We start from the raw sequence: 19,120 nt of genomic DNA on the forward strand, positions 1-19,120 counted from the left end.
TTGGCGGGCAGGGCTTCGAGGAGCTTCTGGAGCCTGGCCTTCTTCGTGCCGGGTCTGACCGTGACCGGCTGGGATGCTGTTTTCGTTCCGGGATCGTTCCCGTTCTTCTCGGGGGTGATGATCGTCGTGGGTTCGGGGCTCGGCGGGGCGCCGGGCGCCGGGGGCGCGGCGGCTGGAGTGGGTGGGGCGGCGGGGTGGGTCTGGATTTCCTGCCGGCGCGTTCGCGGCCGGCGAGGAGGGCGCGGCAGGTGGGCGCGTCGGCGCGGTTGGGGGCGCGAGGGCGGCGCGGTTCGTGTCGTCGGCGCGGTTCATGTCGTCGGCCTGGGTCGGTGAAGGCGTCGCCGGTGGGGGCGCGGGCTGCGTGGTCGTCGGGTCGTCGGTTGCCGCAGGGGAGCCGTCGCTTGCTGTGCTTCTGCCGATGGCATTCCCGCTCCCGGCATCTCCGCCGGTGGAATTCCCGCGGGTCGGGCTGGTGGGTGGCGGCGCGGCGGGTCGTGGTGCTGGCGGGCCCGCCAGCGGTGTGATCGTTCCGGTCGGGGGTGGCGGGGCGGTCGGGGGCTTCTCGGCGGTCAGGATCATGGCGGTCTACCAGGTGGCGTAGTGGCTGAGGTGCAGGCTGCGGCGGCCGGTCCAGTCGAGGAGGTCGGGGGCGATGGTGAGGGCGGTGCGCAGGGCGCGGTTGACCTGGAACGCGAGCGTGTGGAACACCGGGTCGGTGCTGTCGTGATCGATCAGGGGGTTGCCCTGCGGGTCGAGGACCGCGACGAGGGCGGCGTGGAGGGCGCCGTCGTCATCGGGGGTGTGCAGGTCGACGGTGATCCAGGCGGCGTCGGGGTAGGCGAGGGCGACGGTGTAGGCGGCGTGCTGGCAGTGGACGCGGGCAAGCCAGGCGGCGGCGGTGTCGCGGTCGCGGTCGCGGTTGGCCTCGGCGAGGGCGGTCTGGGCCCGGTGGAGTTCGAGGGGTCCGGGGTCGGCGACGTAGGCGGGGGTGGGTGGAACGGCGGCCCAGGGGTCGAGGTGGTCGGGGTCCGGTGCTGTCCCGTCCGCACCGTCGACCTCGATGTGATGAGTATCACTTTCACGGTGTGTGTCGGCTGCGTCGAGGTGGTCGTGGATGGCGGCGGCGAGGAGTCGGGCGCTGGTGTCGGTGAGGTGGGCGGTGGCGATGCCGGTGCGCGGGGCGGGCGCAGCAGCAGGACCGGCTCGTCGTGTGGGGGGAGGGTCTGTCGGTGCAGGGTAAGGGTGGTGCGGTCGTGGCCGGTGGTGAACAGCGGTTCGGGGATGTGGGTCATGGTCGCTCCCTCGGGTCGGGACGGTCGGGGGAGCGGCTTGGCAGCTGGGCGCCGAAGCCTCTCCTATCTATAAGCCGTCTCGCACGCGTCGCGACGGTCGGCGCGCCCGTGGTGTCGGAGTCGCCTCGAGTCGTCTTCACGGATTGCAATCGGCTTCCTTTTTTTGCTCGGGGTTGTGGTTGTGGGTGGCTATTCATGGTTCGTGTGCTGTGATACCAAGGATGGACGAGCAAGGGTGTTCGTAAAGGAATCGTTGCGCCGCGCCGAGTCTGCTGGAGAGGGGTGGGTGCGCGCGGCGGGAAGGGCCTCGCGGTGACGATGCGGTCGACGTGAGGCTGTGTACGTTCACGGATTGTCGGGGGGCGTCCGGAACGGTGGCAGGGTCGGGTATTCACGTCCGCCGTCGAACCGGTGAGATCCGTATCTCGTTACCGGAGATCCTCGTCCGGAGGTCGTGATGTTCGCGAGTCCCTGTCCCCGTCTCGCCTGTCCGCTATCTGTTGTTCTCGTCTTTGTGGTTGTCGCCGTCGTGGGCGCGGCGTGCGGGGGTCCGCACGGCACCGTTGACGGCGGCCCGGACCCATCTGGACCCCTGTCGACACGGTCGTCCGCGTCCCCGCCCGGGTCGTCCAGGTCCCCGTCGTCCGTGTCCCGGTCGGAGGCGGTTGATCCGGCTGGCACGGTACGCAGGGAGATCGCCGCCGCGCAGGAGAGGTACTACCGTTCCTTTCTTGCCGCGGTCGAGGCCCCCGGTGACCGGCGTGGGGTCGATGGTCTGCTGGCCAGTTATACGGCGACGGGCGCGCCGCGCCAGAACGTCACCGCCTGGCTGGCGCTTCTCGCGCGCCGCGGTTACGCCGCCCGACCGGGCGCCGGGAACCGTTACGTGATCGAGAAGATCGAGGTGCCTACGGCGGCGCTGGATACCGTGGTCGCGACGGTCTGCGGCTACGACGACGGCGTTATCTTCGACGCGCGTCGCAGGGCTCCGGATGGTTCGGAGATCGTCGTCGACGACATTCCTCTCAGCGAGAGAACCCTTTTCACCTGGGTGAAACATGAAACGTGGCAGATCGACCGGGTGACCACCACGGACTCCTGGAATGGGAGGGACGGATGTCCCCCGTCAAAACGTTCGTGATGGCTGGTGCCGTTCTGTGTCCGCTGATTCTTTCTGCTGCCGTGGCCCGCGCGGCAACGCCAGGCTGGACGAATGGGCAGGGCGCTGTGAGCGGTTTCGCCGATGTCGATAGGGCCGACAGGGCGCTTGTCGGTTCGGTGGAGTCGACGGGCGCTGGTCGCGCCGCGGCCGGATCGCCGGCGGCTACAGCCGCGGCCGCGTGCCGCTGGCTGGTGGGCTATGCGGCCGCCGAGCAGCTGGTGAAGCCGCGACCGGAGTCCATCGGCCTGGTCGACGTCGAACGGGTCGAGGCGGACGGTGGCCGGTCCCGGATGTACGCGCGGATCTGCGACGGCCGGATCGTCGGGTGGGCGTGGCTGCGGGTTCCGAACGTCTCCGGCGCGGTGGCGTCGGCGGCGCGGGAGGTGCGGCGCCGGCTGCCGGCTCCACGCGGCCGGTTCTCCCCCGATGTGGCGGGGGCGGCGGTGGTGCGGGTGTCGGTGTGGTTCGCGGTGCCGGGGCAGTGGTCGGCGGTGTCCGCGTCGGCGCAGATCCCGGGGGCGTCGGTGACCGTGACCGCGGCCCCGACGGTGTTGCGGTTCGCCCCGGGCGATGGCTCGCCGCCGGTGTCCTGTGTCGGGCCGGGCCCGGTGTTCGTCCCCGGCACACCGGAGCCGGCGCGTCCCCCGGCCTGCTCATACACCTATCGGGACGCCTCCACGGCCGCGCCGGGCGGCCGGTTCTGGCCCGGGGTGCTGGCCATCGACTGGACCGTGGCCTGGAGTGCGAGCGACGGCGAACACGGCACGCTTCCCGGTATCACGACCCGGGCGGAGGTGCCGGTCGAGGTGCGGGAGATCGAGGCGGTTGAGAGGGCGGGGCGATGACCCGGCCGGCGAGACCCACCGATCACGACTGGATCGCGGACGACCTCGACCCCGGTCCGCAGAGCGGCGTGGCGCGCCGCCGGTGGGGCGGCGCGGCCGTGGCGCTGCTGCTCATGGTCCTCGGCGCGGCCGGCGCGCTGTGGTTGTCCTCGGACGATGCACGCCGGGTCGAGGTGGTGGCGCTCGCCCGTCCGCTGGCCCGCGGCACGGTGGTGGCACCGGCGGATCTGGCGGTCGTAGGTGTGGATGCACGGGGCGGGTCGGTGCGGCTGGCCACGCCGGCCACGGCGCGCCGCGCGCTGGTGGGGCGGCCGGTGCTCCTGGACCTACCGGCGGGCACCCTGCTCAGCCCGGAGATGGTCGGCTCGGTGACGGCACCCGCCGGGCAGGTCTCGATCGGGGTGACGGTCGGCCCGGACGGTCTGCCCTCGGCGTCGGTCCGGACCGGTGATGCCGTGGGGGTCCTGGGGTTCGACACGACGACCGGCCGGGCCGTGGTGCTGGCCCGTGACGTACGGATCGCCGAGGTCCGCCCGCCGGCGGCGACGGGCCGGTCCGGGGACACCGTCGTCTACCTCGCCCTGCCCGAGCGGCTGGCGGAGACGGTGGAGACGGCGGCGACGTCCGAGCATGGCGTCCGCCTCTTCGGTGTCGGCGGTGGGTCTTCGCCCGGGCCGGCTGACGGCGGCCCGGCCGGCGGTAGCGGGGACGGCCCTGGGCAGGGAGGTGGCGGATGAGCCTGCAGCCGAGCACCTCCGGGTCCGACGGCGGGTCCGATGGCGGGTCCGATGTCGCCGAGGATGTAGCGAGCACGATCAACACGGCGGTGCAGCGTCAGGTGGCGGCGGCGCGCCGCAGCGGCCGGCGGTTCACCCCGACGGAACGCGCCGCGCTCGCCGAGGAGCTCCTCGCCCGGGAACTGGCCGACATCCGGCGCGGCGCGGCCGACGCGCCGCCGCTGGACGCGGCCGGGGAGAACGAGGTGCGGCTGCTGGTCCGCCAGGCCCAGTCGCCGCTGGGTTCGCTCGGCCCGTTCCTGCTGGCGGACCGGTTTTCCGATGTGGAGGTCAACGGCGCGGTCAACCTGGTGCTGACCGAGCGCGGCAGCGGGCATCGGATCGAGGGACGGTCTCCGTTCGGTAGCGACGCCCAGGCGTTTGAGTGGGTGGCCGAGCATGCGGCGTCGGTCGGCCGCCGGTTCGACGAGAGCAACCCGTCGGTGCGGTTCCGGCTGCCGAACGGGGTTCGGGTGCACGCGGTGTCCCGGGTGACTCGCCTGACCCACATCGACTGCCGGTTGTTTCGGCCCGGCCTGGACACCCTGGACGGGCTCGCCGACGCGGGGATGTTCGGATCGGACATCACCGCCCTGCTCGCGGGGACGGCGGCGTTGCGTCAACCGTTCGGGCTGATCATCTCGGGTGGGACGGGAGCGGGGAAGACGACGCTGCTGCGGGCGTGGGTCAACGCCACACCCGACGATCCGATCCTCGACCGGATGGTGACGGTGGAGGATGAGCAGGAGCTGTTCCTGGCCCCGGAGCGGTTCCGCAACCTGGTGGAGTTCGAGGCCCGCGAGCGCAACGTCGACGGCCGCGGCGAGTATTCGATGGCGCGGTATCTCGCGGAGAACCTGCGCCGTCAGACCCCGCACCGGGTCCTGCTCGGGGAACTGCGCCCCGACGGCGGCGTCCTGCCGCTGCTGCTGGCGCTCGGGCAGGGCATCGCCCAAGGGGTGGCGACGACGATCCACGCACCGAGCGCCGCCGACGTCGTCGCCCGGCTACGCACGTATGCGGCGTTCGACCCGGGGCGAGTGCCGGAGGCGGCGGTGTTGGAGACCATCGCGTCCACCGTCGATCTGATCGTGCATGTCGCGAACCTGGACGGCCGGCGGGTGGTCACGAGCGTGCATGAGGTCGGGGAGTACCGGGAGGGCCGGGTGACCTCGGCGGAGCTGTGGCGCTGGGACGCGAGGATCGAGCGGGCGGTACGCACGGACCTGGACTTCTCCGACCAGCTCGCCGCCAAACTGGGTTCCGCCGGGGTCGGCCCGGCGGTCCTCACCCGGCGCCGGACGAGGGCGGCCTGGTGAACGCGCAGACCCGCCTCTTCATCGGGGCGCTGTCCGGTGCGTTGGTCGGCCTGGGATGCTGGCTGCTGCTCGTCGCCTTGCTGCAGGACCGGGACGTCCCCGCCGGCCGGAGCCGCCCTGTTGGCTGGGGCCGCCGGCTGCCGGGCGGGCCCCGGGAGGGCCGGCCGTCCGACGCCGGGATGGCCGGGTGGGGTGCGGAGTTCGTGTTGCCGGTGGCGGGCGGCGTGCTCGCTGGTCTGATCCTCGGCGTCGTGGTCGGTGTGCCGGTGCTCGGGGTGCTGGGTGGTGGCGCCGCGTGGCTGACGCACGACGTCCGGCGGGGTCCAAGCGTCGACGAGCTGAACGAGCTCGGTGAGGCGGTCGCGACCTGGTGCGAGACGGTGCGCCAGGAACTCGACGCCGGGCAGCCGCTGAAGGCGGCGGTGGTGGCGTCGTGTCAGCTGCCCCCGTCCGCGCTCGCCGGGCCGTTGGGCCGGTTACGGGTCCGCCTCGATCAGGAGCCGTTGCCGGCGGCGCTGGCCGGCTTCCGGGCGGAGGTGAACCATCCGCTTGTCGGGTCGATCGCCGCCGTGCTGTCGCTGACCTACCGGCGGGGCGCCGGGGACCTGGCGCGGCTGATGGCCGAGCAGGTCGAGTCGACCCGCCACCGGGTCGCGGTGCTGCGGGATCTGCATGCCGCCCGGGCCCGCTACCGCCGGTCGATGGTGCTGCTGCTCGGCCTGTTTGCCGTGTCCGTCGTCGGTGTCCTGGCGGTATGGCCGGCGATGCTCGCTCCCTACCGCACCGCCTGGGGGCAGGCGGTCCTCATCATGATCGCCGGCGTTGTGGGTCTGGCGGTGCGGACCCTGCTCCGGCTGGCCCGGCCCGCCGTGGTCCCGGACTTCTTCGGCGACGCGACATGACCGGCCCGCTGTCCGACGCGGCGGTACCGGCTCTTTGCGGTGCGATCGTCGGCGCCGGGTTGTTCCTCCTCGGGCGGAGCCTGCGCCCGACCCCCGCACCCGACCAGCAGCCGGCCCGGGGTGCGACCGGTGGCCGCTGGGCCGGGCAGGTCCACCGCCGGTTCGAGCAGACCGTCGGCCCCGTGTGGGCGCGGCGACTGCTCCTCGCCGAGGACCTTGCCGTGCTCGGCCTCGACCCGGCCGCGCACACCGCGACCAGGATGATCCGCCTGCTGGTCGTGGTGAGCGCCACGGTGGGGCTGGCCGCGGTGGGGTGGGCGAGCGGGATCGTGCTGCCCGCGACGACCCTGCCGCTCGGCTGTGTCGCCGCGGTGCCGTTCGGGTTCGTGTGGGCGGATCGGCCGCTGCACCGCCGGGCGAGTGCCCGCCGGCAGGAGACGAGGCTGGCCGTGGCCGCCTATCTCGATCTGGTGCGGATCCTGCTGGTCGGTGGGCTGTCGCTGCATACCGCGCTGCAGACCGCGGCCGATGCCGGCCGGGGATGGGCCTTCACCGAGATCCGCGCCGCCCTGCAGTGGGCCCGCGCCCGCCATGTCCCGCCGGACGCCGGGCTGAACCGCCTTGCCGTGCGAGTGCCGGTGGCGGAGTTCGCCGAGCTGCGCCTGACGGTCAGCTCGGCGCTGCGCGGCGCGTCCCCGGTCCTCGCGTTGCAGAGCAAGAGCACCCACCTGCGCGCCGCGGAGGCCGCGCAGGCCCGGCTCGCGGCCTCCGTCGCGGACGCCGCGATGGAGCTGCCGGCGGTCATGGTCGCCCTGGCCTTCGTCGCCTTCCTCACCATCCCCCTGCTGGTGATCCTCACCGGCGTCGAAGCCACCCCATGACACCCAGCCCGGGTCACGCAGCCCCGGATCACGCAGCCCCGGCTCGGTCCGCTCCTGATCGGACCGGGTTCCGGTCGCGTCCCGCCCACCGCCGCCAGGCAGGCCGGATCGACGAGCGACATGAACCCACGGAATCCAGCCGACGAAGAGACCGACGAAGAGAGAGGACGGTGGCGGCGATGCGCCGACTCGGGGTACTGCTGGCCTTGGCCCACCTGTGGTGGACGAATCTTCACCAGCGGGCCGCTGAAGATGGGCGTGACCGGGGTGATGCGCTGCCGACGGCGGTCATCGCGGTGGGTCTGGTCCTGATCGCGGCGCTGGTGATCGTGATTCTGCGGGCGAAGGCGACCGAGGTCGCGGAGCATGTATGCACCAGCGCCGATCCCACCACCTGCCAGTAGTAGCCGCGGCCCGTCCCGCGGCGGGCGGCCACCCCGCCCGCCGACGAGCCCTCCGTCGACGAGCCGTCCGCAATGCCGGAAGCAGCCCGGTCGAACTGGCCGTGGTAATGGGCGGGGTCATGACCCTCCTCGTGATCGTCCTCGGGTTGGGTCTGCGATGGCTGGCTGTTCAGGCGGCCGGCGCCTCCGCGCAGCGCGCCTTGGAGATCATGCAGAGCCCAGATGGGACCGTCGAGGACGCCACAGCGGTCGCGGACCGGCTCGCCCGATCCAGCCGGTCGGTCACCAGCGTGACGACGGATGTGGCGGTCACGCCGGATCTGGTAACCGTGACGGTGACCGTCACCTCGGTCCTGGGCACGACGGTTGCCCGCTCCGCCTCCGGGCCACGGCTGCGGTTCGTCCCACAACCGGTGGCACCAGAGCGCGCCGCATCGACGAGGACCGCGCCGCTGGCCGTCGGCGGACCGGTGCCCGCCGGCGCGGGTCGGACGTCATGAGCGGCTGGTGCCGGTGCCGGTGCCGGTGGCTTGGCGCGGGCGGTGCGGGCATGCCGCTCGCGGATCGGGTCGGAGCTCGCGCGGGTCGGGAGGGGGCGTCGGAACAGGACCGCGACCGGGGGGCCTACTCGGTCGAGTTCGCCGCCGGATGGCTGATCTTCCTGATGGCCGTGGCGATCCTCGCGGTGGCCTTCCAGGCTCAGCAGGCCCGAAGCGGTGTCCGGCACGCCGCCCGGGAAGGCGCCCGGGCCGCCTCGCTCGCCGCGACCCCCGCCGACGCCGAGCAGCAGGCCGACATGGTCGCGCGCCGTGCGCTCACCGCCAGCTCCTGCGCGGCGGGCAGCGAGACCGTCTCCACCGACGTGACCGGGTTCGGCGCCGGCGGGGTCGTCACGGTCACCGCCGGATGCCGCGTCCACCTCGTCCTCGGCCCGTCCCGCACCGTCACGGCGAGCCGCGACGAGGTCATCGACCGGTTCCGCGGCGGCCTGCGGGACCGCCCGTGACCATCACCCGCTCCGCCCAACACGGTGACCAGGGGTCGGTCAGCCTCCTGCTGGCGGTGCTGTTCGCCGGCGCGGTCCTGCTCGCCGGACTGATCGCCGACACCGGCCGGGTCCTGTATGCCAACGCCGACGCCTCCGACCTCGCCGGCAAGGCCGCCCGCGCCGGCGCCCAACAGATCGCCCCGGCCAGCCTGCGTGCGGGCAGTCCCACCCTCGATCCGGCCGCGGCCGACGCGGCCGCCCGCGCCTACCTCGACCGTCACCACATCGACGGCACGATCACCGTCGCTGGTGACGCGGTGACGGTCATCGTTCAGACGCGCATCACCTATGTCCTGCTCGCCCTGTCCGGCCGGACCGGCGCCACGGTCACCCAGACCCGGTCCGCCGTCGCCCTCCGCGGCCCGTAACCCACGGGAGAACCGCCATGCCCCAGCTCACCCCCACCCGCCGCCATGCCGACCATCGAGATCATCAATGCCGACTCGGCCCCCCACCCGGCCGGACGCCGGCACGCCGACGCTCACGGACGGGGGCGACCGCCGGTGTGGCCCGCCCGTCGGCCCGCCCGTCGGCCCGCCCGTCGGCCGGGCAGGCGCTGCGCGGCCTGGCCGCGCTTCTCGGCCTGCTGGTCTTCCTCACCGCCGTGCCGGTGTTCCTGGCCGCCTGGCGGGGAAACCCGCTGCCCACCACCTGGGAACCCGCCCGGTGGGCGACGCTGGCCACCCGGGGCTACCTCCACCCCGACGTCGTCCCCGACACCCTCGCCGTGCTGGCCTGGCTGACCTGGGCCTACCTCACCCTGTGCATCATCGGGGAAGCCCTCACCCAGACCGCCCGGAGCCGACGCGGTCCACACGGCACGGCCCGCCCCGGCGGCGTGTCCAACGCGCCGACCGTGCCGGAACGCGCCGGATGGCGCCTTCCCGCGCCGAACGTGGTCCGGCGCGCCACGGCGCGATGGGTGGCGCTGGCCTCCCTCGCCGTCAGCCTGCTCTCCTCCCGGGCCGCCCTCGCCGCCACCCCGACCACGACCGGCCCGTCCGGGCACCCGGCGGCCACGGCGAGCGCATCCGCCGACGTCACAACCGTCCTCGGTGGCACCGCCCCCGCCCCGGCTGCAGACGTCCTGGCCGGCCCCGTCCAGGCCAGCCCCGGGCCGGGGCCGATCGGGCATGGGCTACCGGAACCGAGACGGCTCTTCGGGGACATCTACCGCTGCGGCCCCTATGACACCCTGCGATCCGTCGCCGCGCAGTTCCTCGGCAACCTGGACCGGTGGAAGGAGGTCCGCGACGCCAGCGTCGGCCTGCGCCAACCCGACGGCACCACCCTCCCACCCGACTTCGTGGTGATCGGCGACGGAACCCTGCTACGGATCCCCCTCGCCCCCGCACCGACCACAGCATCCGCGACCCCGAACGCCACCACCGGCACAGCGAAACCGGCACGAGGCACCCCACCGACTGAGACGACCCACACGGTTCGTCCCGGCGAGACGCTCTGGGACATCGCCCACAACGCCTACCCCGACGTCCCGAAGCACGACCTTCCGCACCTGGTCGGGCAGATCTTCCACGCCAACCAGGGCGCGACGGATCCCGCCGGACGACGCCTCCACGACCCGAACCTCCTTAACCCCGGCATGATCCTCCGACTACCCGTGCTCGCCGGCAGCAACGGCGCGCCGACGTCCAGTGCCGCGCCGCCCAGCGCCGGATCCGCGGCGCCCCCGGGCGACGGGCCGTCGACGTCGGACCCGAACGCGCCCAGCCCACCGGGGATCGTAAGAGCGACGTCGCTGGCACCCGGCCCCACCCGGCCGTCCCCGAGCGCACCCGCAGCGACCCGGCACGACGACCACACCACCGCGCCGAACCACACCACCGCGCCGAACCTCCTCCCCGTCTGGGTCGGCGCCGCCGGCCTTCTCACCGCGGCCGTCGCGTCCACCGTCACCTCGCGGCGCCGACGGCGCGACCAAAGCCTCGACCGGCGCGGCGCATCGCCCCCGCCCCACCCGCGCACCATCGCCCTGCACACCGCGGTCCTCGCCACCGCCGACCCCGACGGGCTGTCCCGCCTCGACGCCGCCCTCCGCGCACTCGCCGCCCAGCACATCCCCACCGTGCACGGGCCCGCGGGTCCCACCGAAGGTCCCGAACCCCTGGTCGTCCTCGTCCGCCCGGACGGCACCATCGACGTCTACCTCCGCCAGCCCCGTCCCGACCCGCCGGTACCCTGGCACGCGCAGGTCGACGGCCGGATCTGGATCCTGCCTCCCACCGCCCCGCTACCTCCGCTTCCCGACCTCCCGCCGCCCTGCCCGCTTCTCGTCCAACTCGGCACCGAACCCGACGGCGCCGAGCTCTACGCCGACCTGGAAGCCCTCGGGATCCTCACCCTCGACCCGGGCGACACCGGCACCGAAGGCCTCCGCGCGCTGGCCCGCGCCCTGCTCGCCACCCTCGCCCTGTCCCCCCTCGCCGCAACACCCCGCATCGAGGCCGTCGGCTTCGACCCCCTCGGCTTCCTCGACGACGACCGGATCGACATCGCCGACGACCTCCCCACCCTCCTCGACCGGATCATCCCTGACCTGCAGGCCCTCCACGACGAACTCGCCGCCACCGGCCACACCTCCACCTTCGCCGCCCGCGCGGCCGTCCCCGTGGAGAACTGGGAACCGACCGCGGCCCTCGTCGTCCTCCCACACCCCACAGACCACGACCCCCACGCCCACGCCGACCTGATCGACCTCGCCGGCGGCGGCCAGGGACTCGCCGTCGTCACCCACCACCCGGCCAGTCCGGACCCCGACGAGAATGCCGCCACCTGGCGGCTCATCTTCGACGGACCGGCAGAACCCGGCGGGGAACCTCTGTGGCGACTCGACCCCCTCGGCCTACGCGTCCTCCCCGCCCAGATGGCCGCCGACGAACTCCGCGATCTGCTCCTTCTCCTCGACGACGCCGACCAACCACCCCACCCCGTCCCCCTGCCACCCGCCGAACCCGACCCCGCCCCCTACACCGGCCCCGACTGGCAGGTGATGATCGGCCTCCTCGGCCCCCTGGCCGTCGTCGCCCGCGACGGCCGCCGACCCTCACGCGACCTTGCCCGCGAACGCACCCTGGAAGTCCTCGCCTGGCTCGCCACCCACCGCGGCCGCACCCGCACCGACCTGGAAGCCGCCCTCTGGCCCACCGGCGCCCAGACCCGCTCCATCAACAACCAGCTCGGCCGCGCCCGCAGCATCCTCGTCGCCCTCGTCGGCGAACAGGCCCGGCAATGGCTCCCGACCCGCCGCACCACCATCACCCTCCACCCCGCCGTCGTCACCGACCTCGACCTGCTCCACGCCCACATCCGCCACGCCGAAGCCCATCGTCGCCATCCCGAGGTCGCCATCGCCGCCCTCACCGAGGGACTCGACCTTGTCCGCGGCACCCCCGCCCGCCACCCGTGGATCGACGCCGAACTCGGCTCCCAGCTCACCACCACCGTTGTCCGCGCCGCCCTCCTCCTCGCCGACCTGCACCTCACCCACGGCGATACCGCCGCCGTCCTCGACGCCACCCGCCGCGGCCTCGCCGTCCTGCCCGCCCACCCCGGCCTGTTCGCCCAGCGCATGCGCGCCTACGCCCACGCCGGCGACCGCAGCGCCGTCCGCGCCGAATACCACTCCTACCTGCGCGCCGAACAAGCCGACCCCCTCTGGGACGGCGCCACCGACCCCGACCTCGAAACCCTCTACCGCACCCTCACCCACAGCACCCACCGCCGGCCACCGGTCGATCTCCGAATCCGAAGATCTTGATCGTGTGGGGCTGTAGGCGCCGATCATCAGGACATACGCTCGGTGGCATGAGAGGCCGTTTCTGCTGGCCGCCGGAAAAGGCCCACCGTGACGGTTCATGGTGAGCGATGGTGAGACGACGGACGACCCGACACGGGAAACGATCGTTAACGGGTGAGAACCGTACGGCCAGTTCGTGATCAATCCCCCGGCGTACCTTGGAAATCGCAGCAGGTGCAGTGGGGTGGAGGGGGCCGACCGTGACACCGAAAACGGTTGACGGTAGGTATGCGTCACCGACGGGTGGGGCCGGCGGGTTGACGATCCGGGAATTGGCGCGACGGTACGGGGTCGCCGTCAGCACGGTCGGCACGGCGATGACCCGCGGTGCTCGAGATGGCCACCCGGCGCCGAATCCCCTGGACGCCGCCGGCCGGGCCAGCGGTGCCCGTCACTTTCATCCCGAGGCCTTCGACCGCTGGTGGAGCAGCCGACCACACACCCACCGGCCGCGCCGGCGGCGTTCTTCCGACCGCCCGCCCCGTCGCGTCGTCGATGTCCTGCCCGACCTGAGTGCATGGCAACCGGCAGACCCGGATCATGCCTGCCAGTCACACCCCCGCTGACCCGCCAACGCCCCGCGCCGCGGACCCGATCGGATGCGCGACCCGCGGTAATAGCGGATGCTTCACGAAGTGACCACCGAATTGACGGTGGTCACGATCTGTCCTCGTTGACAGGCGATGCTATCGCTTTCTCCTCCGCTCAGTCCGGCTCTTACTCATAGCAAAGGTGCCGTCCGTGTGGAGCATCGGCCACGCCTCATTCATCCTTTTGCCGTAGGTCTCTGCGTGCTTGACAAGAATCCCGGCGGGGTCAAATGGTCGTAGCGACGCCAGCGTGGAGTCAGCAGGGGGTTGGACGGTGGAGATCCGACCGATTGCCCGTGGCGGCTTCCGGTTCGGGGGTGGCGGTTCACACAGCTGGGATGTGAGGGGTTCGAGCGCTCCCGGAGGTGTCGATGATCATTCGGCGTGGTTCGTCGCGTCGTCCCCGGCGGGGACGGCGTTGTCGACGACGGTGGTCGTGTGGCTGGCGGTGGTGGGTGGTGGTGCTGTGCGGTCTCGGTACGCTCTTGGGCGCCAGTGCGGCTCCGGCGTCGGCGGCGGTCGGGCCGGTTCGGTCGGCCGGGCCGGTACTCGCGCTGGGCACCCGCTCACCCTCGCCGTCGGGTGGGGTGCCGTCGCCGTCGGGCACTCGGCGGATGCCGGATCCGATCGAGGTGACGCCGGACTGGCATGACCTGCCGGGCCGGGATCGGATCATGGATCTTCTTGATACGGCGTCGCAGGTCGCGTTGGCGTGCTGCATCGCCGTGGCGATCATCGGGGGAGCGGCGCTCGGGATCGGGCGGGTGTCCGGGTCCGGGCCGGGCGGGGTCCGGGGGATGGGGATGCTGCTCGGTGGGGGTGGCGGCGCGATCGTCATCGTGTACGCCCCGGATCTGATTTCCTGGCTGGCCCAGTGAGTCGCCCCTCTCCCTGCCCCGCCAGCCGGGTTCCCCGGTCTGCGCCGCGGCCAGGGCCACCGGTGGTCCCAGGTGTCTCGGGTGTCGCAGGTGTCTCGGCGGGGGTCTGCGCGGGGACAACAAGATGATCGTTCTGGATTATCTGCGTGAGGGTTCCACCGCGGTGGTGGAGAAGGCCGCCAAGGTGATGATCGGCTGGTTCGTCGATTCTCTGGGGGAGCAGACCCGGGCGTTGCTCGGTGATTTTGTCTCGACGTCGACGCGGCCGGAGGTGACCGCGGCGTTCTTCGTGGGCAAGGGCGGGGCGTATCAGACGGTGGCGTCGGTCTCCTGTCTGCTGCTGGTCGGGTCGACTGTGCTGGGGGTGGCGGCGGCCGTGGTGTCGGGGGAGCCGGGGCGGGCGTTCGCGCGGCTGGCGCGGGATATTCCGCTGGCGGTGCTCGCGATCCTGGGGTTTCCCTGGCTCGTTGATCGGCTGCTGTCCCTGACCGATGTCATCGCCGTCGCGGTGCTTTCCGGTAACGGGGGCCAGCAGGAGCTGCTGACGATCGTGTCGTTGCCGCCGTCGCGGGACATTCCCGGACTGCTGGTCTCCGTGATGGTGTTCCTGGCGACGGTGATGGTCTTTCTGGAACTCGTGGTCCGTAACGCGCTGGCGATGATCGTCGCCGTGTTGGCGCCGTTGTCGTTCGCGGGGATGACGATGCCGTCGGCGCGGCAGGCGGCGGGCCAGCTGGTGAAGATAACGGTGGCGGTCGCGTGCGCGAAACCGGCGGTTTTCATCGCGTTGCGGGTCGGCGCGGATCTGATCGCCGCGGACGGGGACCGGGCCACACCGGGTGGGTGGGGCCGCTATCTGACGGGCATGGCGGTGATCGGGATCGCCGCGTTCATGCCGTTCCTGGTGTGGCGGCTGATTCCGGTCGCCGAGGCGTATGTGCTCGCGCAGGGGGTGTCCCGGGCGCCGTTCCGGGCCGCGTTGCAGGCGGTGCAGACCGCCTACTGGGCGCAGGCGCTCCGCGGCGGCCGCGGTGGTGGCCCCGGTGGTGGTGGCCGCCGTGGTGGGCCGGGTGGTGGTGGGCGGCCGTCGGGGGATGGTTCCGGTGGATCCGGATCGGGGGAGCCGGGTGGGCTCGGGGAACCACGGAGCCTGCCCGATCCGGGGCGTCGCCGGCGGGGACAGTCCCAGCCTGGGCCGCACCGGCAGCCCCGATCGCAGCCGCGACCCCGACCGGCCGGGGACACCTCTGTAGGCGGGGAGGGTGACCCCGGGGGCCGGGAACCGGTCGGCGACCGGCGTGGCGGGCCCGGTACCGCTGCGTCTGGTGGGCGGCCGGGGCAGGTCAGCCTGCGGCGACGCCCGTCGAGTGCCTCGCCCGGCGGGAGCGTGGAACGGGAACGCAGACCCGGACCCCCGGGTCCGTCAGGACCTCCAGGCCCGTCGGGTCCTCCAGGACCCGCGGGATCGTCAGGGTCTACGGGGCCGACCGGCCTGGGGGGACCCGGAGGCCCGCCGCCTACCCCTCCGGCTGGCGGTGGCGGGTCTTTCCGGCCGGGACCGGCAGGGGCACCGCCGGGCTGGCGGCGTCGACCCCGCACCGGTTCCTCCGCCCGTCCGGGTGGGGCCGCGACCCCACCCGAGGACCGGCCCGGATCATGAGCGGACCGGTCTACCATCTCGCCCCGCGCCGAGCCGGGACCGCGCTGTTCGGCGCCAGCGTCCCGCAGGTCATCCTGATTGGCCTCGGTGTCGGCGGGCTCGCGGCGGGCCCGAGGCTGCTCGGCGGCGGTTCCGGCACGACGGCCGGGGTTGGTGTGGCGGTGGCCTGCCTGCTGTTCGCGTTCGTCCGGGTCGGCGGGGAACCCCTGGTCCATCTCCTGCCGGTCGTCGCCGGCTACCTGCTGCACACCCGCCTGCTGCACACCCGCCTGCTGCACACCCGCCTCCTGCACACCCGCCTCCTGCACACCTGCGGCGGATGCCGGCCGTGCGCCGTCCCCTCCTCCGCTCGGCCGACGGGCATCGGGGCGGGGGCGGCCGGGTGGGGATCCGCCGGCCGCCGGTCCGAACGGGTGGATCTTCCCGCGGTGCCGCGGTCGGTCGAGGTGGTAGCGGCGGCGACCGGTTGCCGGGTACCAACCGCAGACGGGCAACCGGCCGGTCTGGTTCGTGACCGGCGCACCGGGACGATCACCGTGGTCCTCGACGTGCGCGGTGGCCCGTTCGGACTGCTCGACGGCGCCGGGAAGGACCGCCAGACCGCCGGATGGGCCCGGGTGCTGACCCAGTTCGCCCGGGAAACCCCGGTGGCCCGGCTCGGCTGGACGGTCCGCTCCGGACCGGCGACCGCCCTGGACCTCCCCGTCGAACCCCGCCGCCAGCCGGAATCCGCGGCGGCGGCCCGGTCGCGGCAGCCGGCGCGCCCGCCGGCGGGGGAGCTGCTGGCCTACCGGCGGCTCCTCGCCGAGGCACAGCCCGCCCTGATCCGCCACGACCTGCGGCTATGGCTGACCGTCCGCCCGACACGCGGAGGCCGCCACGCCGACGGCCGGGCCACCGCGCTGGCCGCCGCCGAAACCCTGGCCGACCGATGCGCCAGCGCCGGCCTGCACGTCCGCGGCCTGCTGTCCACCGCCGAGCTCACCAAGACCGTGCTCGACCACGCCGACCCGCCGCCTCCCGAAGCCTCGAAGGCCCTCGAAGCCCCCAGTCGTGCGGCGGAGCCGGACAGCGCATCGACTCCGGGCCTGGCGGCCCGCGCCCATCTCCCGGGAGCCGGCACACCGCGACCGCCGCAGCGCCTCCAGCCGGACAGCCTCACGCTGCGGGCGTGGTGGGACGCGGCCCGGATCGGCGACAGCTGGCACCGGGTGTTCTGGATCGCAGGCTGGCCCACCGGCGGACTGCGCCCGGGCTGGCTCGACCCCCTGCTCCATGACGTTCCCTGTGTCCGCACCCTCGCGCTCACAATGACCCCGGTGCCGTGGCGGGTCTCCCGCCGGCGCATCAACAGCGACACCGTCTCCGTCGACACCGCCGTCCACCTCCGCGACCGGCATGCCTTCCGCGTCCCCGTCCACCTCACCCAGGCCCACGACGACATCGACCGCCGCGACGCCGAACTCACCGCCGGCTACCCCGAATACGCCTACCTCGGCCTCCTCGACGTCACCGCCCCCAGCCGGCACGACCTCGACGACGCGTCCGCCGCGATCGTCGACCTGGCCGCCCGCTGCGGCATCGTCGACCTGCGCCCCCTGCACGGCCGGCATCACACCGCCTGGGCCGCCACCCTCCCCCTCGGCCTCGCACCCCGGCCGACCGTCACCGGAGCACCCTGATGCCCAACCCTCTCACCCGGAACGGCCGAGAACACGAACGCCGACACGAACGCGGACCCGGGCGAGAACGCGGATGGGGCCGGTGGGGGCCGAAAGGCGCCCGGCTCGCCCTGCCGTGGAACGTCGCTACCACCGCACACCTGTGCGTGGTGAACCCCTGGTCGATCGAAGCCGGCCTCGGGGATCACGGCGTGTTCCTCGGCGCCAACCGGCTCGCCGGCGGCGCCTTCCACTTCGACATCATCGACGCCTACCAGGCCGGCCTCATCCAGGGACCGAACATGGTTGTCTCCGGCGCCGGCGCCTACGGCAAATCCGCGATCATCAAATCGTACGTGCACCGCGCCGCCGCGCTCGCCGCCCTGCACGGCCGGCCCCGCTTCACCGCCGTCATCGACCCCAAAGGCGAATGGACCCCCCTCGGCGACCGCCTCGGATACGCCACCCTGCGCCTCCGCCCCGGCGGCCACCTGCGCGTCAACCCCCTCGACATCGGCACCGGCCCCGGCGTCGGCGCCGTCTCCGCCCGGACGGGTCTCGACGACCAGGTGGCCCGCCGCGCCGCGGTGCTCACGGCACTGCTCGCCGTCGCCCTCGGCCAAGCCGAACTCCCGGTCAGCCAGCAGCGGCTGCTCACCGCCGTCGCCCGCCACCTGGCCACCCACCAGACCACCCCGACCCTGGTCGACGTCCGCCGGCTACTCGCCCACCCCGACCACACCCTCGCCGCCGACCTCGACACCACCCCCACCGAACTCCTTGACCGCCGCCGCCCCCTCCTCGACGCTTGCGCCACCATCCTCGAACAGGACCTGCGCGGCATCTGCGACGGCCCCACCACCCCCGGCCTCTGGGATCATGCCCCCGGCCTGATCCTCGACCTGTCCGCGCTGCTCACCCACCGCCGCGCGCTGCGCCTCGTCCTCACCGCCGCCGCCGGCTGGCTGCAGACCGTCATGTACGGACAGACCCACCAGCACAAGATCACCATTCTGGATGAGGCGTGGATCGCCCTCGACGACCTCGCCATCGTCAAGTTCCTCCAGGACCAGTGGCGACTCGGACGCCAATGGGGCGCCGCGAACATCCTCATCACCCACGCCCTCGCCGACCTGCACTCCCAGGTCGACACCGGCAGCGCCACCGCCCGCATCGCCGAAGGACTCCTCAACACCACCTCCGTCCGCGTCTTCCTCCACCAGAACCCCGAACAGGTCGGCCATCTGCTCACCGACATGGGGCTGACTACCACCGAAGCCACCCTGCTCGGCGACCTCCCACCCCTCACCGCTCTCTGGCACGTCGGCACCCACACCGCCCTCGTCGACCACCTCCTCACCACCGACGAATGGACCCTCGCCGACACCAACACCGCCATGCACACAGGCGCCCTTGACCCGAACCGCTTGGCGGAACGGCGCGACCGATAGAAGGGCTGCTGTCAGCCGATACCACAGACCCGCGTTCGCTCATGCCGACGAGCGGGACAGTCCCCTGAGCGGGCGGCGTATTGATCTAGGTCAAGGTGGGACGCGCCTCCGTCTCCATCCCGATGATCCCCACGCGCGGGAAGGCTCTGCCCACGAGGCTTCCGAGCCGTCGCAACGGCTGGCCTGTCAGGCGGCCTGACTATTGTGTTCCGCACACGTGGTTGCTTCCCTAGCGGGAGTTTCCTAGATAGTTCGATCTTGGTTGGAGTTTTCGCAGCTCATGACCAAAGTTGATCTTCCGGATGTGTATTACCTAAGTCCGGGGTGCCCACCTCGCGAGGCCGAAGATCTCGGCGAGCCGGTCCTGGGTGGGGGTGGTCTCGGTCAGCATACGGCGCGCTTTCGGTCGGCCTCCGGTCGAGGGGTAGATCATG

General features: G+C 72.9%; 18 protein-coding genes. 17 read left to right on the forward strand and 1 reads right to left on the reverse strand.

The genetic code is table 11. The features are described 5' to 3' along the window. Positions 1 to 292 precede the first annotated feature (292 nt). Positions 293 to 601 carry a hypothetical protein gene (locus tag BMG523DRAFT_RS16680; RefSeq protein ID WP_043591572.1) on the forward strand — a complete coding sequence of 103 codons (309 nt, stop codon included), beginning with the start codon at positions 293 to 295 and terminating at the stop codon, positions 599 to 601. Here BMG523DRAFT_RS16680 and BMG523DRAFT_RS27030 read toward each other — a convergent pair. After that, positions 586 to 708 carry a hypothetical protein gene (locus tag BMG523DRAFT_RS27030; RefSeq protein WP_255353889.1) on the reverse strand — a complete coding sequence of 41 codons (123 nt, stop codon included), beginning with the start codon at positions 706 to 708 and terminating at the stop codon, positions 586 to 588. The two genes, BMG523DRAFT_RS16680 and BMG523DRAFT_RS27030, sit on opposite strands and share 16 nt — an antisense overlap. A gap of 15 nt (positions 709 to 723) precedes the next feature. Between BMG523DRAFT_RS27030 and BMG523DRAFT_RS24690 the strand changes: the two genes are divergently transcribed. From BMG523DRAFT_RS24690 to BMG523DRAFT_RS16760, 16 genes are all read left to right on the forward strand, one after another. Continuing rightward, complete coding sequence (locus tag BMG523DRAFT_RS24690; RefSeq protein ID WP_152987865.1) at positions 724 to 1,365, forward strand: hypothetical protein; 642 nt, start codon at positions 724 to 726, stop codon at positions 1,363 to 1,365. A 573-nt stretch (positions 1,366 to 1,938) separates the two neighbouring features. Then, positions 1,939 to 2,433, forward strand: a complete 495-nt coding sequence (locus tag BMG523DRAFT_RS16690) for a hypothetical protein (RefSeq protein WP_049760969.1) — start codon at positions 1,939 to 1,941, stop codon at positions 2,431 to 2,433. Between the two features lie 86 nt (positions 2,434 to 2,519). Beyond that, positions 2,520 to 3,299, forward strand: a complete 780-nt coding sequence (locus BMG523DRAFT_RS16695; protein WP_235463200.1) for a hypothetical protein — start codon at positions 2,520 to 2,522, stop codon at positions 3,297 to 3,299. Then, positions 3,296 to 4,036 carry an SAF domain-containing protein gene (locus tag BMG523DRAFT_RS27115; protein ID WP_043591575.1) on the forward strand — a complete coding sequence of 247 codons (741 nt, stop codon included), beginning with the start codon at positions 3,296 to 3,298 and terminating at the stop codon, positions 4,034 to 4,036. The genes BMG523DRAFT_RS16695 and BMG523DRAFT_RS27115 overlap by 4 nt, the downstream gene beginning before the upstream one ends. Next, complete coding sequence (locus BMG523DRAFT_RS16705; RefSeq protein WP_043591577.1) at positions 4,033 to 5,394, forward strand: ATPase, T2SS/T4P/T4SS family; 1,362 nt, start codon at positions 4,033 to 4,035, stop codon at positions 5,392 to 5,394. Before BMG523DRAFT_RS27115 ends, BMG523DRAFT_RS16705 begins: the two co-directional genes overlap by 4 nt. Then, positions 5,391 to 6,296 carry a type II secretion system F family protein gene (locus BMG523DRAFT_RS16710; protein WP_011437714.1) on the forward strand — a complete coding sequence of 302 codons (906 nt, stop codon included), beginning with the start codon at positions 5,391 to 5,393 and terminating at the stop codon, positions 6,294 to 6,296. Before BMG523DRAFT_RS16705 ends, BMG523DRAFT_RS16710 begins: the two co-directional genes overlap by 4 nt. Further along, positions 6,293 to 7,177, forward strand: coding sequence for a type II secretion system F family protein (locus tag BMG523DRAFT_RS16715; RefSeq protein WP_043591579.1), 885 nt, complete (start codon positions 6,293 to 6,295; stop codon positions 7,175 to 7,177). Before BMG523DRAFT_RS16710 ends, BMG523DRAFT_RS16715 begins: the two co-directional genes overlap by 4 nt. Positions 7,178 to 7,356: 179 nt before the next feature. After that, positions 7,357 to 7,581, forward strand: a complete 225-nt coding sequence (locus BMG523DRAFT_RS16720; RefSeq protein WP_035958772.1) for a hypothetical protein — start codon at positions 7,357 to 7,359, stop codon at positions 7,579 to 7,581. 119 nt (positions 7,582 to 7,700) lie between these two features. Next, positions 7,701 to 8,081, forward strand: a complete 381-nt coding sequence (locus BMG523DRAFT_RS16725) for a hypothetical protein (RefSeq protein WP_131728938.1) — start codon at positions 7,701 to 7,703, stop codon at positions 8,079 to 8,081. A gap of 50 nt (positions 8,082 to 8,131) precedes the next feature. Next, positions 8,132 to 8,587, forward strand: a complete 456-nt coding sequence (locus tag BMG523DRAFT_RS16730; RefSeq protein ID WP_035958757.1) for a TadE/TadG family type IV pilus assembly protein — start codon at positions 8,132 to 8,134, stop codon at positions 8,585 to 8,587. Beyond that, on the forward strand, positions 8,584 to 8,997 hold the full coding sequence (locus tag BMG523DRAFT_RS16735; RefSeq protein WP_011437711.1) for a pilus assembly protein TadG-related protein: 414 nt from the start codon (positions 8,584 to 8,586) through the stop codon (positions 8,995 to 8,997). Before BMG523DRAFT_RS16730 ends, BMG523DRAFT_RS16735 begins: the two co-directional genes overlap by 4 nt. A 137-nt stretch (positions 8,998 to 9,134) precedes the next feature. Continuing rightward, a complete protein-coding gene (locus BMG523DRAFT_RS16740; RefSeq protein WP_051623912.1) occupies positions 9,135 to 12,407 on the forward strand; it encodes a BTAD domain-containing putative transcriptional regulator in 3,273 nt (1,090 codons plus the stop codon). A gap of 1,114 nt (positions 12,408 to 13,521) precedes the next feature. Then, a complete protein-coding gene (locus tag BMG523DRAFT_RS16745) occupies positions 13,522 to 13,914 on the forward strand; it encodes a hypothetical protein (protein WP_131728937.1) in 393 nt (130 codons plus the stop codon). A gap of 124 nt (positions 13,915 to 14,038) precedes the next feature. Beyond that, positions 14,039 to 15,574, forward strand: a complete 1,536-nt coding sequence (locus BMG523DRAFT_RS16750) for a hypothetical protein (RefSeq protein WP_051623914.1) — start codon at positions 14,039 to 14,041, stop codon at positions 15,572 to 15,574. Continuing rightward, positions 15,571 to 17,256, forward strand: a complete 1,686-nt coding sequence (locus tag BMG523DRAFT_RS16755) for an SCO6880 family protein (protein WP_051623915.1) — start codon at positions 15,571 to 15,573, stop codon at positions 17,254 to 17,256. The genes BMG523DRAFT_RS16750 and BMG523DRAFT_RS16755 overlap by 4 nt, the downstream gene beginning before the upstream one ends. Then, on the forward strand, positions 17,256 to 18,686 hold the full coding sequence (locus BMG523DRAFT_RS16760) for an ATP-binding protein (RefSeq protein WP_043591586.1): 1,431 nt from the start codon (positions 17,256 to 17,258) through the stop codon (positions 18,684 to 18,686). Before BMG523DRAFT_RS16755 ends, BMG523DRAFT_RS16760 begins: the two co-directional genes overlap by 1 nt. The last annotated feature ends 434 nt before the right edge of the window (positions 18,687 to 19,120 follow it).

The organism is Frankia sp. BMG5.23 (genome assembly GCF_000685765.2).
In the GTDB taxonomy this organism is placed as follows: domain Bacteria; phylum Actinomycetota; class Actinomycetes; order Frankiales; family Frankiaceae; genus Frankia; species Frankia casuarinae.